This window comes from Ruegeria sp. YTSC004, from assembly GCF_059609805.1.
This window is the reverse complement of record NZ_JBXWMJ010000007.1, coordinates 215,341-229,043: the sequence shown is the minus strand read 5'-3', so window position 1 is coordinate 229,043 and position 13,703 is coordinate 215,341. Positions and strand designations below refer to the sequence as shown.

At 58.6% G+C, this 13,703-nt stretch carries 11 protein-coding genes; 6 read left to right on the top strand and 5 right to left on the bottom strand.

Annotation, left to right across the window (positions count from 1 at the left end):
* Window positions 1-82: 82 nt before the first annotated feature.
* Together AC2FFP_RS14465 and AC2FFP_RS14460 are read left to right on the top strand one after the other, a co-directional pair.
* Window positions 83-406, top strand: coding sequence for a hypothetical protein (locus AC2FFP_RS14465; RefSeq protein ID WP_496767080.1), 324 nt, complete (start codon window positions 83-85; stop codon window positions 404-406).
* Between the two features lie 54 nt (window positions 407-460).
* Window positions 461-1,447 (top strand): type I glyceraldehyde-3-phosphate dehydrogenase, encoded by a 987-nt coding sequence (locus tag AC2FFP_RS14460; RefSeq protein ID WP_496881188.1) that lies wholly within the window; start codon window positions 461-463, stop codon window positions 1,445-1,447.
* A 94-nt stretch (window positions 1,448-1,541) separates the two neighbouring features.
* Here AC2FFP_RS14460 and AC2FFP_RS14455 read toward each other — a convergent pair whose 3' ends face one another.
* Window positions 1,542-2,030: an ureidoglycolate lyase gene (locus AC2FFP_RS14455; protein WP_496881187.1), complete on the bottom strand. Its 489-nt coding sequence runs from the start codon at window positions 2,028-2,030 to the stop codon at window positions 1,542-1,544.
* Window positions 2,027-3,445 carry an allantoinase PuuE gene (gene puuE, locus AC2FFP_RS14450; RefSeq protein ID WP_496779531.1) on the bottom strand — a complete coding sequence of 473 codons (1,419 nt, stop codon included), beginning with the start codon at window positions 3,443-3,445 and terminating at the stop codon, window positions 2,027-2,029. The genes AC2FFP_RS14455 and puuE overlap by 4 nt, the downstream gene beginning before the upstream one ends.
* 161 nt (window positions 3,446-3,606) lie before the next feature.
* On the opposite strand from puuE, the gene uraH reads away from it, so the two are divergent.
* Window positions 3,607-3,963 carry a hydroxyisourate hydrolase gene (gene uraH / locus AC2FFP_RS14445; protein ID WP_282170770.1) on the top strand — a complete coding sequence of 119 codons (357 nt, stop codon included), beginning with the start codon at window positions 3,607-3,609 and terminating at the stop codon, window positions 3,961-3,963.
* A gap of 33 nt (window positions 3,964-3,996) precedes the next feature.
* On the opposite strand, the gene AC2FFP_RS14440 is transcribed toward uraH, so the two are convergent.
* The gene (locus AC2FFP_RS14440; RefSeq protein ID WP_496844483.1) at window positions 3,997-4,920 is read right to left on the bottom strand and encodes a LysR family transcriptional regulator; all 924 of its coding nucleotides are present in this window, start codon (window positions 4,918-4,920) and stop codon (window positions 3,997-3,999) included.
* A 96-nt stretch (window positions 4,921-5,016) separates the two neighbouring features.
* Between AC2FFP_RS14440 and AC2FFP_RS14435 the strand changes: the two genes are divergently transcribed.
* The 3 genes from AC2FFP_RS14435 (at window position 5,017) to AC2FFP_RS14425 (ending at window position 12,280) form a co-directional block, all read left to right on the top strand.
* Window positions 5,017-6,240: a urate hydroxylase PuuD gene (locus AC2FFP_RS14435; RefSeq protein ID WP_113791601.1), complete on the top strand. Its 1,224-nt coding sequence runs from the start codon at window positions 5,017-5,019 to the stop codon at window positions 6,238-6,240.
* Window positions 6,241-6,455: 215 nt separating this feature from the next.
* Window positions 6,456-8,204, top strand: a complete 1,749-nt coding sequence (locus AC2FFP_RS14430; protein ID WP_496881186.1) for an autotransporter assembly complex protein TamA — start codon at window positions 6,456-6,458, stop codon at window positions 8,202-8,204.
* Window positions 8,205-8,242: 38 nt separating this feature from the next.
* On the top strand, window positions 8,243-12,280 hold the full coding sequence (locus AC2FFP_RS14425; RefSeq protein ID WP_496881185.1) for a translocation/assembly module TamB domain-containing protein: 4,038 nt from the start codon (window positions 8,243-8,245) through the stop codon (window positions 12,278-12,280).
* Window positions 12,281-12,292: 12 nt separating this feature from the next.
* Here AC2FFP_RS14425 and AC2FFP_RS14420 read toward each other — a convergent pair whose 3' ends face one another.
* Window positions 12,293-12,814: a thioesterase family protein gene (locus tag AC2FFP_RS14420; protein WP_496881184.1), complete on the bottom strand. Its 522-nt coding sequence runs from the start codon at window positions 12,812-12,814 to the stop codon at window positions 12,293-12,295.
* The gene (locus AC2FFP_RS14415) at window positions 12,798-13,604 is read right to left on the bottom strand and encodes a cyclase family protein (protein ID WP_496699698.1); all 807 of its coding nucleotides are present in this window, start codon (window positions 13,602-13,604) and stop codon (window positions 12,798-12,800) included. Before AC2FFP_RS14415 ends, AC2FFP_RS14420 begins: the two co-directional genes overlap by 17 nt.
* Window positions 13,605-13,703: the final 99 nt, after the last annotated feature.

The following is a 13,703-nucleotide window of genomic DNA, read 5'->3' as shown; positions in this document are numbered from 1 at the left end:
AAACGCTTTTTTCGGTCAGGGGTTCACAGAAGCGCGTGAATCTGGTGAAATGATAGCGGATTTTAGCACTGGAGATTGTTCAATGGTACTGCGTGTAACGATGCTGGCACTGGCTGTTGCGATTGGTTTGACGGCATTTGATGCAACGCCTGTCGCCGCAAAGGAAGAAACCAAGCAGGTTTTTGTCATGAGCCGCACCTGGGCGGTGACACAGGTCTCGGACGCTCCGGTCGTGTACCGCGCGACGCGCGACAACAACAACCTGAACCCCTTTGGCCCACCGCCGCGCCTGCGCACCATTCAGGCCATAGCCGCCTTTCAGCAAGCGACCGGGTGCAGACCGATCGTGGCCAGCATGTACCAGAACATCTCGGGCCAGTTCTTTTCGCAGGTTAGTTGCAACTGACCATAGGTCACAACGGGCATTGAGCTATTGGCAGCGCGCTGCCATAGCTTGCGCATGAAACTTGCAATCAACGGATTCGGCCGTATTGGCCGCACAATCCTGCGGCAGCTGCTGGCTTTGCCGCAGGACACGGATATTGAGCTGGTTCTGATCAACGACATCGCCCCGCTTGAGACTTGCGCATACCTGTTCAAATATGACAGCACCTTTGGCCCCTACCCCGGCACAGTAGAACAGGGCGACGCGGCGATCGTCGTCGATGGGCGCACAATCCCCATGACGCACAGCCCCAATCTGGCACATGTCGATCTGGCCGGTGTCGACGTTCTGATGGATTGCACCGGCGTTGCCCGTACCTCGGATGTGGCAAGTCAGGGCCTGACCGCCGGGGCTCGCAAGGTGCTGATCTCTGGCCCCTCGCCCGCGACCCAAATCACAATCGTTCTGGGGGCCAACGAAGATCAGTTGGGCAACGCTCGCATCGTGTCCAACGCGTCTTGCACAACCAACGGGCTTGCGCCCTTGGTCAAAGTGTTGGATCAGATTGGCGGGATCGCGTCAGCCCATATGACAACGATTCACTGCTATACGAACAGCCAACCAATGGTGGACGCACCACGCGGCGATCTGGCCCGTTCGCGCGCCGGCGCGCTGTCTATGGTGCCCACCACATCCAGCGCCACCCACCTGATCGACGACGTCATGCCGCATCTGGCCGGGCGCATCTCGGGCGCTGCTGTTCGGGTCCCGACGGCCAGTGTATCCGCCATTGATCTGGTGGTGACGCTGGATCGCGGAATGTCACCCGACTTGTTCGAAGCCGAACTGCGCGCAGCCGTCCAGACATCGCCCGTGCTGGGTTGGACAGATCACCCTCTGGTCTCGTCAGACCTGCGTACACGCCCAGAGTCACTGGTTATCGCAGGACCCGAGACACGTATGGTCGGTGAACATCAGGTCCGTGTTTTCGGCTGGTATGACAACGAATGGGGATTTTCGGCACGCATGTTGGATGTTGCCCGCCTTATGACAGATGGCTGAATTTGCGCGGGCGCAGCGGGCGGGCTTGCCCGCGCGCTGCTTGGCCCAACGGGTCACAAGCATCTTTGATGCGCATTGACCGGGCGGGAGTTCCCTATCCGCCTATTATCTCAAACGGCGCGTCAAACCAGAACTCCTCCAGATTAGCCCCCCCACCAATCCGATCAATCACAGCGAATAAGCCGGGTCCGTACAATGGGGTCAGCACCCCATGCCAAGTGCCGCGAAAATAGTTCACACCCTGTCCGGGCTTGGTCACAAATGCCTGCGGATGTCCGGGCCGCCCGTCCTCATCCGGGGCCACGACAACCAGAAAAGGCTGATGTGTCATTGGGATGAAAGCCTGACTACCCTCGGGGTGACGCTCTACCATATCCAGTTGATAGGGCAAGGATCGCGGATTGGCGTTGAACAGGCTGATACCGGCGCGCCCGTCTGTGAAATCCAGTCGCGCCAGATCATGGTAGCGACCACATTGCCCCTGATTGATGATCTTGTCCGGATCACCGGTCACTTCGATGACATCACCGAATGGGGCAAATGCCTTGGCCGTCAAAGGCGCAGTCCCGACTTGCGCGCTCATGAGGGTAAAATGTCCTGCAACCGGAATTCGGCGATCCGCTCGACCTGACGGCAAGCCTCTGCGAATTCGGTGTCTTTATCCTGATCGATCCGCCGTTGAAACGCCTGGAGGATGGACGCTTTGTCGTGATCACGCACGGCGATGATAAACGGAAAACCGAATTTCTCGGTGTATTTCTGGTTCAAGCCCGTGAACATCGCACGCTCATCATCTGTCAGAGCATCCAACCCGGCCGAAGCCTGCTCGGACGTGCTTTCCTGCGTCAGCCGCTTTGCCTGCGCCAGCTTTCCGGCCAGATCCGGGTGCGCGGTCAGGACACCCATCCTTTCGTCCGCAGAGGCGGATCGGAACATGCGGGTCAATGCACTGTGCAGCCCTCCGGCCGTGTCATGCGCCGGCCCCAATTCCAACTCATACGCCCGTTCGGCAATCCAGGCGGAATGCTCGAAGATGCCACCATACGCCGCCACGAACGCATCGCGATTCATCTGGGCAGGTTTCGGATGCGGCACCGCCGGATGGTGTTCGGCCCAGTGCTCGGCGATCTGCAACCGTGTTGCAAACCAGACATCGGAAAAGCCGCGCGCGTATTCCAGAAACCGTTTCAACGCCATCACCCGGCCCGGTCGTCCGATCAGGCGGCAGTGCAAGCCAATCGACAGCATCTTGGGCGCTCCGCCCTCGCCCTCGGCGTAAAGTGCGTCAAAGCTGTCCTTGAGGTAAGAATAGAACTGGTCACCCGCGTTGAAGCCTTGCGGCGTGGCAAAGCGCATGTCGTTGCAATCCAGTGTATAGGGCACGATCAACTGATCCCGCCCACCGGTCTGCATCCAGTACGGCAAGTCGTCCGCATATGTGTCGGCCACATAGGCAAAACCACCCTCTTCTGCCACCAGACGAGCGGTGTTTTCCGAACAGCGCCCCGTGTACCAACCGCGCGGACGTTCCCCGACAACTTCGGTATGTAGGCGGATCGCCTCGGCAATCTGTGCGCGCTCTTCGTCTTCGGGCATGTCTTTGTGTTCGACCCATTTCAGGCCGTGGCTGGCAATCTCCCAGCCCGCAGCCTTCATCGCGGCCACCTGATCCGGCGAGCGGGCCAGAGCAGTCGCGACACCGTAGACCGTGATCGGCAGATCCTGCATCAACCGGTGCAACCTCCAGAATCCGGCGCGCGCGCCGTACTCATAGATCGACTCCATGTTCCAATGGCGCTGGCCTGGCCATTGCGCGGCCCCCACGATTTCGGACAGAAACGCCTCGGACGCTGCATCGCCGTGCAGAACACAGTTCTCGCCGCCCTCTTCGTAGTTCAGCACGATCTGAACGGCCAGCTTTGCACCGCCTGGCCATTGGGCGTCTGGCGGGTTGGCACCGTAGCCAATCATGTCACGAGGATAGCGAGGGGGCTGCATGGCATCTTCCATTCTTGATCTTTTGAATAGCCTTACCCCAGAAACACACCGATGATTATCAAATCAATCCGAACGCTGTTTCCGGTTCTTTCGGCATTTCCACTGTTTCAAACTTTGCGTCAGACTGTGACAAAGCAAAAGACAAATCAAAGGAGAGACCTGTGGCTGGCTATCTGACGACCCATGTTCTGGACACTGCACGCGGCTGCCCGGCTGAAGGATTGAAAATCGCACTCTACCGGGTGTCGGGGAACTCCCATCGCAAAATCGCCGAGATGGAGACCAATTCGGACGGTCGCACTGACAGCCCGATCTTGCCACAAGGCACGTTCAAAACTGGCACTTACGAGCTGGTTTTTTTCGCAGGAGACTATCTGCGCGCATCGGGTCAGGCTGCTGATGACCCGCTGTTTCTGGATCAGGTGCCGCTCCGGTTTGGCATGTCTGATGCCGAGGCACATTATCATGTACCTCTGCTGCTGTCCCCTTACGGCTATTCGACCTACCGGGGCAGTTGAACCGCGGGATGGGGTTGCCGCTAAACGGCAGCTTTATGTGTCAGCAGTTTCCGACCCACGCACGACCTTGCCGATCCGCGCAATCATGAAATCCATGAACAAACGCGCCTTGGGGTCCTGATGGCGGCGATGTGTGTATAGGCAGGCCATTTGAACAGGCACCGGCGGCGTTTCGACCGCAACGGGGACCAGACGCCCCGAACTGAGGTGTTCGGCCACTTCAAAAACCGGTTTCATCGCGATCCCCTGCCCCGACAGCGCCCAGTCAGTCAGCACGTCACCGTCGTCACATTCGAACCGGCCAGAAACTGCGAACCGCTTGGGACCGTCAGGTGTCTCCAACTGCCACTGAAACTCGGTCGCGCCGGGAAACCTCAGGTTCAGGCATTCATGGCGCTGGGAAACCAGGTCCGCGCCCGTTGCAGGCATGCCCCTGCGTTCAACATAGGCAGGAGCGGCACAAAGCACGCGCTGGCAGTCGGCGATCTTTCGAATACGCAGAGTACTATCTTCAGGCTGGCCGATGAAAAAGGCAAGATCCAAACCTTCGGTCGTCAGATCAACGGATCTGTCCGTCAACCGCAAGCGCACATCGATCTCGGGGTATTCTGCAAGAAAATCGGGCACATGCGGTGCCAAAACCCTGCGCCCCACCCCTAGCGGAGCGGCAACGAACAACGATCCACGCGGCGCTTCGGTCAGATGGACGACCTGCGCTTCGGCATCGTCCACCGCATCCAAAACAGCCACGGCACCGGGATAGAATGCCCGCCCCTGCTCTGTCGGGCTGAGATTGCGCGTTGTTCTTTGAAACAGACGCACGCCCAGATGATCTTCAAGCTGAGATATCCGCGCCGACGTCACCGCAGGCGAGATTCGCAGGTCTCGCCCGGCAGCGGACATGCTGCCAAGGTCGTAAACCCTGACAAAGGTGCGGATGTTGTCTAGATAGGACATCTTTTCGTTTTTTTTGATACAGTTTGACAATATCAGGGAATACCGAAGAAAGTGCCCTTTGCCTAGTGTGACGGCAACCAATCGGAGAGCTTTCTCATGTACGACTTCGCCGTTTTCTGGGACTGGATGGCATTTGCCGTGCGCTGGCTGCACGTTATTACCGCCATTGCCTGGATCGGATCCTCATTTTATTTCATCGCACTGGACCTTGGTCTGAACCGCGACATCCCCGGCCCGGCAGATGGCGAGGAATGGCAGGTTCATGGCGGCGGTTTCTACCACATCCAGAAATACCTGGTCGCGCCCGAACGGATGCCGGAACACCTGGTTTGGTTCAAATGGGAAAGCTACGCGACCTGGCTCAGCGGGGCCGGGTTGCTGATGATCGTGTACTGGGTGGGCGGAGAGCTTTATCTGATCGACGCACAAAAAGCCGATCTGGCGCTGTGGCAAGGCATTCTGATCTCGGCCGCCTCGCTGACAGTTGGTTGGCTGATCTATGATTTCCTGTGCAAATCGGGTTTGGGCGAACGTCCGACCCTGCTGATGGTGCTGCTGTTCGTCCTACTGGTGGTGATGGGCTGGGGGTACAATCAGGTTTTCACCGGTCGCGCCATGATGCTGCATCTGGGTGCCTTCACGGCCACGATCATGACAGCCAACGTGTTTTTCATCATCATGCCGAACCAACGCATCGTGGTAGACGATCTGAAGAACGGCCGTACACCTGACCCAAAGTACGGCAAAATCGCCAAGCTGCGCTCGACGCATAACAACTACCTGACGTTGCCGGTCGTGTTCCTGATGTTGTCGAACCACTACCCACTGGCATTTGCGACAGAATACAACTGGATCATCGCGGCTCTGGTCTTCCTGATGGGCGTGACCATCCGACACTACTTCAACACGCGCCACGCTCGGGCAGGCGATCCAACCTGGACATGGCTGGTCACTGCGTTGCTGTTCATCGCAATAATGTGGTTGTCTACTGCCCCTATGTACAAACCTCTGGAAGAGGCCGAAGCACAGCCACTGACACCGTTTGAACAGAAATATGCTGCCGCCGATGGCTTTGAAGAGGCCCATGACGTCGTTCTTGGACGCTGTTCGATGTGCCACGCACGCGAACCGGTGTGGGAGGGCATTTTGTGGGCGCCAAAGGGCGTATTGCTGGAAACTGAAGGCGACATTGCCCGCAACGCCCAGCAAATCTATCTGCAGGCGGGGGTCAGCCATGCGATGCCCCCCGCAAACGTCACCTACATGGAGCCCGAGGACCGAGAAGCAATCATCCGCTGGTTCCGCAACGCCGGTTCCTGATCCCGAGACCGATCAATCACACAGGCCGCAAAATTCAGGCGACGTAGGATTTAGTCTTTTCCTGCAAGGACTCTGATGCTCTAACATGAAAACAATCAGCCGTTGCTTTGCACAAAACGGCAAATGTGATTTCGAGTTGGGGCAGTTGGAGCTATCAGATGCCGGGGAGCAGGCCGCGCGCCTTTTTGAAGAGATGCCTTCTCGGCGCGATTGCAATGACCCTGCCGACCGCATTGGCCGCGTTGGAAACCACCCTGACGGCCCCGGGTGCCTCGAAAGAACTTGTAGAGCGGATGGAGGAAACCTCCTCGGTTACGACAGCCGAATCCCGCGGGCTGGACACGCCGCTTGAGATCTTGTCGGCCGCGCTTTCGGATTATCGCACTCTCGTCCAGATTCTTTATGACGAAGGGTATTTCAGCCCAGTCGTAAGCATCAAACTGGACGGAAAAGAAGCAGCTGAGATCAGCTCGCTCAGCGTACCGGCGCAGATCAATCGCGCGGTAATCACGGTCAACACCGGCCCCAAGTTCACCTTTGGCGAAGCCATCGTACAACCGATCACGCCCGAATCAGTTCTGCCCGAGGAGTTTGCGGTCGGCAAACTCGCGACCACCGGCGCGATCCAACAAGCCGCGTCAGCTGGCGTGCAGGGTTGGCGCAACGCGGGTCATGCCAAGGCCGAAGTCGAAGGCCAGAAAGTCATTGCCCGCCATGCCGAGGCCAAGCTGGATGCCGAGATCGACCTTACCCCCGGCCCGCGCCTGAGATTTGGCAAAATGATCATCAAGGGCGACACCGATGTGCGCCACCGGTCAATAGAAAAGATCGCCGGGTTTCCGGCAGGCGAAGTATATTCGCCCGAGAAAATCCAGAAGGTCGGCACACGGTTGCGGCGGACCGGGACCTTCAACGTTGTTTCGATTGAAGAGAGGGACACTCCGAACCCGGACGGCACATTGGATTTCGACGCAACGTTTGAAGATTTACCCAAGCGCCGACTGACCTTTGGCGCCGAGATCGCTTCGCGCGACGGGGTAGACGTGACCGCGACCTGGACGCACCGCAACGTATTCCGGCGTGCCGAACGTCTGCGGTTCGAGGCGGCAGTCCGTAATATCGGCGGTGCCGAGGATATCGACGGCCGGATCGGCTTGCGTCTGGATCAGCCCGACCGGCTTGGTCCCGATGACAACACTTTCTGGAACGCGCTTCTGGAACGGCGCAACACAGAAAACTACAACGTCACCGTTGCGTCGCTGGCCTACGGTGCCCGGCGCACGTTCTCTGATCGCCTATATGCCGAAGCCTCAGCCGGGTTTCAGTGGTCCAGCGCGGACGACGCCTATGGCGATGACCGCAGGTTCCGATATTTCATCCTTCCCTTGCGTTCGGAATGGGACGAGCGCGACAGTAAGGTCAGCGCAACGCGCGGCTTTTATCTGGACGCGCAGATCACGCCCTTTGCTGGTCTGTCCGAAACCGAAAGCGGCATACGCATGTTTTTTGATGGACGCGGCTATACCAGCCTCGGCACCGGCGGACGGCTGGTTCTGGCCGGTCGCGTACAGCTGGGATCGGTGCTCGGGCCGTCGCCGGACGGTGTAACACCAGACTTCCTGTTTTTCTCGGGCGGTGCCGGAACGGTTCGGGGCCAACCCTACGAGAGTCTTGGCATCCCTGTCGGCACTGGGATCGCAGGCGGCAAATCTTTCCTTGGTCTTTCCGCGGAGGTGCGCGGCAAAGTCACCGAAGCCATATCTCTGGTCGGGTTTTATGACTACGGTACCGTTGACACATCCTCATTCATCGGCAGCGGCGCAGAATATCACGCGGGTGCCGGACTTGGGGTTCGGTATGATCTGGGCGGTTTTGGTCCTTTGCGGCTGGATCTGGCCGTTCCAGTGCAGGGCGACACCGGCGACGGTTTGCAGTTTTATATCGGGATCGGACAGGCATTTTGATTGGACGTCGCGCATATCCGTTATTGTTTTCGGGGCTGATGCTGTCTGCCCCTCTGCCACTTGCCGCGCAGGAAGAAGGCGGCAGCATGCTGGAAAACTTCCTGCAGGATACGCTCTCCGGCGACGACCAAAACGTGACCGTTAAGGGCCTGCAAGGCGCGTTGAGCGCGCGCGCGACGATTGAAGAGATCACAGTTGCCGATGATGAAGGTGTTTGGCTGACCATCAAGGACGCCGAACTTGACTGGAACCGTTTGGCACTGATCCGCGGCCGGTTTTCGGTCAACTCTCTGACCGCGCAGGAAATCGATATTGCCCGTGCACCGGGCACAACGACCAAGGAAGAACCACCTGCTTCGGCGGAAACGCAACCGTTTCAACTGCCCGAACTGCCAGTTTCCGTCGAAATCGGTGAAATCCGGGTGGATGAGCTGTCTCTTGGTGAGCCGCTGATCGGTGTCGCTGCTGATCTGAGCGTGACAGGCAACCTGTCGCTGGCAGATGGGGCGCTGGACACCAATCTGGACGTGATCCGACTGGACCGCGCAGGGGATGAGATCAAGCTGGCGGCTGGTTTCCAGAACTCAACAAGTGAGATCAATCTGGATTTGCAAGTGAACGAAGCCTCCGGCGGTCTGATTTCAACCGCGCTGAAGATCCCTGACAGCCCACCGATCGGCCTGACAGCCAAGGGCGCGGGCCCGCTGTCGGATTTCACTGCCGATATCGGGCTGAGCAGCGACAACCAGATGCGCGTTACCGGGCAGGTTCAGCTGCAGGCGGCCGAGGGTGGCGCAGCGGACAGTATTGCGTTCACCGCTGATCTGAACGGCGATCTGACACCCTTTCTGGGGGATGACATTGATCCGTTCTTCGGCCCAAAATCACGGCTTTATGTCGATGGCCAGACCAAGCCCGAGGGCGCGCTGGACATCTCGGATTTGGAACTCACCACGCAGGCACTGGATCTGAAGGGTGAGCTTCAATTGGCCGAAGGTGGTGAATTGCAACTGGCGGCCCTGCAAGGGCGCATCACTCCGCCGGATGGCGAAGCCGTCGTTCTTCCGGTCGCGGGGGGCGATACCTCTATCAAGGCGGCGCAGGTGTCGGCACTGTTTGACCGCCAGAACGGAAACCTTTGGGATCTGAGCCTGACGGCCAACGAATTCGCGTCCCCGCAGGCCAGGCTGGGTGATGCCCGGATCACCGCACAAGGCACCCTGGATCAGGGCGAGGTTCTGACTGTCGACGGCGACGTTCAAATAGCGGTCGGCGGAATAGACATGGCCGATGACGCGCTGACCACGGCTTTGGGCGATCGCATCACGCTTGATGGCCAGTTCGACTACAGCAGCGACCAGTCCCTGAAACTGTCTGGGTTTGAGCTTGTGGGCTCTGACTACACTCTGGCGCTGGACGCGCTGATTGCCGGTTTGACCAGCGGCTTGACGGTCGACGGGACGGCCAAGCTGGACGCAACAGACCTGTCGCGCTTTTCGGACCTCGCCAAGCTGGATCTTGCTGGGCAGGTGTCGGCCAGCGTGACCGGAAAAGGTTCACCGCTGGAACGCAGCTTTGACGGCAAAGTCGTCGTCCAGGGCCGCGACTTGTCTACTGGCCGTGATGATATCGACCCGGTGATCACCGGCGAAACCACGATCACTCTGGACGCAAGCCGCGGCACAGACGGCATAACTATCCGTGAATTCGATCTGGACAGTGAGGCCGCCAAAGCCGTGGCCAGCGGTGTTGTGACGACGCCCGACGGCAACCTGACCATTGATGGGCAGGCCCTGGTCAACGCATCGGATTTGTCGGTCTTTTCTGGCTTGGTAAAACGCGACCTTGGCGGTTCACTACAGACGACCGTGAACGGCACAGGCACGGTGCAAACGCTGGAATTTGACGGCACGGCCAGCGTGATAGGTCAGAACATCAGGACTGGTATGGCCGATATCGACCCTCTGCTGACCGGCAGAACCGAGATCGAATGGGACGGCGCCAGAACCGCAGACAGTATCCACATCCGCAGCGCCTCGGTGAATGGCCGCGCTCTCACTGCGCAAGTGCAGGCGATTGTAGACGATCCCACCGGTGATCTGTCGGCAGACGGCCAAGCGCAGTTGAGCGTGCCGAACCTGTCCCTGTTTTCCGGTTTGGCCGGGCGTGATCTGGCGGGTTCGGTCGCTGCAAACGTGCAAGGCAACGGTACCTTGTCCACCCGGGCATTCGATGTTCAGGGCAACCTCGATGCCAACGACATTCAGACCGGCATTGAGGCCGTGGACAAGCTGATCCAGGGCCAGACGACCCTGTCCGTAGATGCCCAGAATGGGGAAGATGGCCTTAGCATTCAAACGTTCCGCCTGAACGGAACGGCCATCACCGCAACGGCTTCGGGTAAGCTGGACCGTCAAGCGGGCGGGCTGGATTTCTCGGTCAAATTGGACGATCTGGCGCGGGTGTTGAACACGATGTCCGGTCCACTGACGTTGGATGGAAACGTTGCCCCGACCTCCAAGGGCGTGGAAGGTACGGTCAACCTGAATGGCCCGGACAGCTCATACGCCAAGCTTGCCGGGACGGTTGACAGCGATGGGTCGGCGGATCTGGACTTTGACGCCAAATTCAACCGGATTGAGCGTTTTTTGCCTGACTTTCCCGGTACCGTAGCCGCCAATGGCAGCGCCAAGCGCAACAAGGGTGTTTGGACTATCGACGCAACGGCCGACGGACCCGCAGATATCAAAAGCAACGTCTCGGGAACGTTTGACGAAAGCACCGGTGAAGCCGACATGAAGGCAGTCGGCGGCGTCAATCTTGGTATCGCCAACATCTTTATCACGCCCAACAAGATCGAAGGCAGCGCCCGTTATGACCTGACATTGTCGGGTAAACCCGCGCTGGAATCCCTGTCCGGTTCGATCACCACTTCCGGTACGTCGCTGGCAATTCCCGGAGCGGGACAAACGATCACAGGCATCAGCGGATCGGTCCAACTTGCAAACAGCCGGGCCACTATTTCCCTGAGTGGCGGACCGCGGGCAGGCGGCAATTTTACCGTCAGTGGGCCAGTAGACCTTACGCCACCATTCAATGCCAATATCACGACTGCCCTTAACAGCCTCGTACTGACCGATCAGTTGCTGTATGAAACCACGCTGAACGGACAAATTGCTATGACCGGGGCGCTGGCGGGTAACAGCTCGATCGCTGGACAGATCACGTTTGGCGAAACCAATATCAACCTCGCGGCTGCATCAGGTGCCGTGGGGGCGGCACCCATTCCGGACATCGTGCACGTAAACGAAAGTCAGGCGGGCTATGTCACCCGTGAGCGCGCTGGTCTGGTTGAAAAAGAAGGCGCAGGCAAAAGCGCTTCACGTATCGCGCTGGACGTCAGTCTTTTGGCGCCCAAGGCCGTGTTTGTCCGCGGGCGTGGTGTCAACGCAGAGCTGGGAGGAAAAATCCACATCGGCGGCACCACTACCTCGGTCATTCCATCCGGTCAGATCGAGCTGATCCGTGGTAATTTTGACATTCTTGGCCGCAGACTGGCACTGACCAAAGGCATTGTTACGCTGCAGGGGGACCTGACGCCCTATATCGAGTTCGAATCCTCGACCAGCACCTCTGACGGCACCGCAACGATCGAGATCGCCGGGCCACTGGATTCGCCCGAGGTCAACGTCTTTTCCGACCCCGAGCGCCCGGCGGAGGAAGCGCTGGCAATGCTGTTGTTCGGTAATCGCTTCTCAGAGTTGTCACCGTTCGTAATCGCTCAGATGGCGGCCTCGCTGGCGCAACTCAGCGGCGCTGGCGGAGACGCGACCAAAGGCCTGCGCGAGTCTACGGGCGTCGACACCGTGGACATCGGCGTGTCCGACGGTGGCGCGGGCCGGCTCGGCGCCGGAGCGTATCTGAGCGACAACCTCTACACCGATTTCACCGTCAACACAGAAGGCGACACCGAGGTGAACCTGAACCTGGACGTTACCGACAGTTTCACTGTGAAAGGCACTGTAGATGGACGGGGTGAGACTGGTGTTGGGGTCTTTTTTTCGCGCGACTACTAAGCAGGCCTCAGTTCACTTTCTGCGGATGCCGATCGGGTGTCCGACCTCTGGGGCCGGGTCGATCGCCGCATGATCCCTCACCATGCTCTGAAGACGCGCGACGGCCCAGCCCGGATAGGGAACCGACCGGCCGGTCGTATGGCTGACATTCATGAACAACGCTTCCTGAGTGGCGCAGATATCACCGTCTTTTTCAGACACCATCTGTGCGAAATAGTGGCCGCGTTTGTGATCTGCGTCCAGCATCCGAAACCGGATGCTGAAGGCCTCACCTTCCAGTACTTCGCGCAGGAAATTCATGTGGGATTGCAAAATATAGGGCCCCTGCCCCATCGCATTGACCTGTGCCTCACCCAGCCCAAGATGATCCACCATCAACAACTCTAGCGCATTGTCAAAGGCGACGCCGTAATAGCCCACGTTCATGTGACCATTATAATCGATCCACTCGGGGCGCGCCTTGAACCCGCGGAATACAAGCGGGGCATCATAGGGTCCGTCATGTCCGGCCAGCGTTTCAGGCGTCAGTTGCATCAAGTGCTCCTTCTTGGGTCTCAAAGATCGCAACCGCGCGGATGAATCCAGCTGAAGCCCCTTTGATCTTGAACGGGAAACAGGAAATCTCGAACCCAGTTGGCGGCAAGGTTTCAAGGTTCGTCAGTTTTTCCATGTGACAATAGCCAACCTCCATCGAGGCCCGGTGCCCTTCCCAAATAATCGATGCATCTTGCGTTTCAGCATATTCCTGCGCGGTCAATGGAAACGGTGCGTCCCAGCTCCAGGCGTCAGTTCCTGTCACGCGAACCCCGCGTTTGGTCAGGTACAGCGTTGCCTCGCGCCCTATGCCGCACCCTTTGGCCAGATAGTCCCGATGCCCATACCGTGTGCCAGCCGAGGTATTCACGACGACGATATCCAGCGGCTGCAATTCGTGGCCAATCCGTTTCAATTCAGCTTCGACATCGGCGGCGGTCGCCACATAACCATCGTCGAAATGGCGAAAATCCAGTTTCACACCGGGGTTCATGCACCATTCCAGCGGCACCTCGTCAATGGTGATCGCGCGCTCGCCTTTGTTCATGGTCGAGTGATGATGGTAGGGCGCGTCCAGATGGGTGCCATTGTGCGTGGCGATCTGAAGGCGTTCGATGGCCCAGCCCTCGCCGCCGGGCAGATCATCTTTCTGCAGGCCCGGAAAGAAGGACATGACTTGTTCGGCGGTCTGGTCATGGGCCAGATATTCGATTTCGGGTAACATGATCGGCGGGTCCGACACGATGCCGGTTTCTAACGGAACTGACAGATCGACGAAGCGGCGCGCCATGTAAAACTCCTCCACCAAGAACGGTGACAGGGTTGGCCGCAGGTAAGCTGCTGTCAAGGAAAGAAAAAGGCGACCCAATAGGCCGCCTTTCCAAGACTG

What these genes read in the sequence shown, in the direction of transcription:
- AC2FFP_RS14465 (WP_496767080.1), top strand. Translation starts at nt 83, where the DNA reads ATGGTACTGCGTGTAACGATGCTGGCACTGGCTGTTGCGATTGGTTTG.
- AC2FFP_RS14460 (WP_496881188.1), top strand. Translation starts at nt 461, where the DNA reads ATGAAACTTGCAATCAACGGATTCGGCCGTATTGGCCGCACAATCCTG.
- AC2FFP_RS14455 (WP_496881187.1), bottom strand. Translation starts at nt 2,030, where the DNA reads ATGAGCGCGCAAGTCGGGACTGCGCCTTTGACGGCCAAGGCATTTGCC.
- puuE (WP_496779531.1), bottom strand. Translation starts at nt 3,445, where the DNA reads ATGCAGCCCCCTCGCTATCCTCGTGACATGATTGGCTACGGTGCCAAC.
- AC2FFP_RS14440 (WP_496844483.1), bottom strand. Translation starts at nt 4,920, where the DNA reads ATGTCCTATCTAGACAACATCCGCACCTTTGTCAGGGTTTACGACCTT.
- AC2FFP_RS14435 (WP_113791601.1), top strand. Translation starts at nt 5,017, where the DNA reads ATGTACGACTTCGCCGTTTTCTGGGACTGGATGGCATTTGCCGTGCGC.
- AC2FFP_RS14430 (WP_496881186.1), top strand. Translation starts at nt 6,456, where the DNA reads ATGACCCTGCCGACCGCATTGGCCGCGTTGGAAACCACCCTGACGGCC.
- AC2FFP_RS14425 (WP_496881185.1), top strand. Translation starts at nt 8,243, where the DNA reads ATGCTGTCTGCCCCTCTGCCACTTGCCGCGCAGGAAGAAGGCGGCAGC.
- AC2FFP_RS14420 (WP_496881184.1), bottom strand. Translation starts at nt 12,814, where the DNA reads ATGCAACTGACGCCTGAAACGCTGGCCGGACATGACGGACCCTATGAT.
- AC2FFP_RS14415 (WP_496699698.1), bottom strand. Translation starts at nt 13,604, where the DNA reads ATGGCGCGCCGCTTCGTCGATCTGTCAGTTCCGTTAGAAACCGGCATC.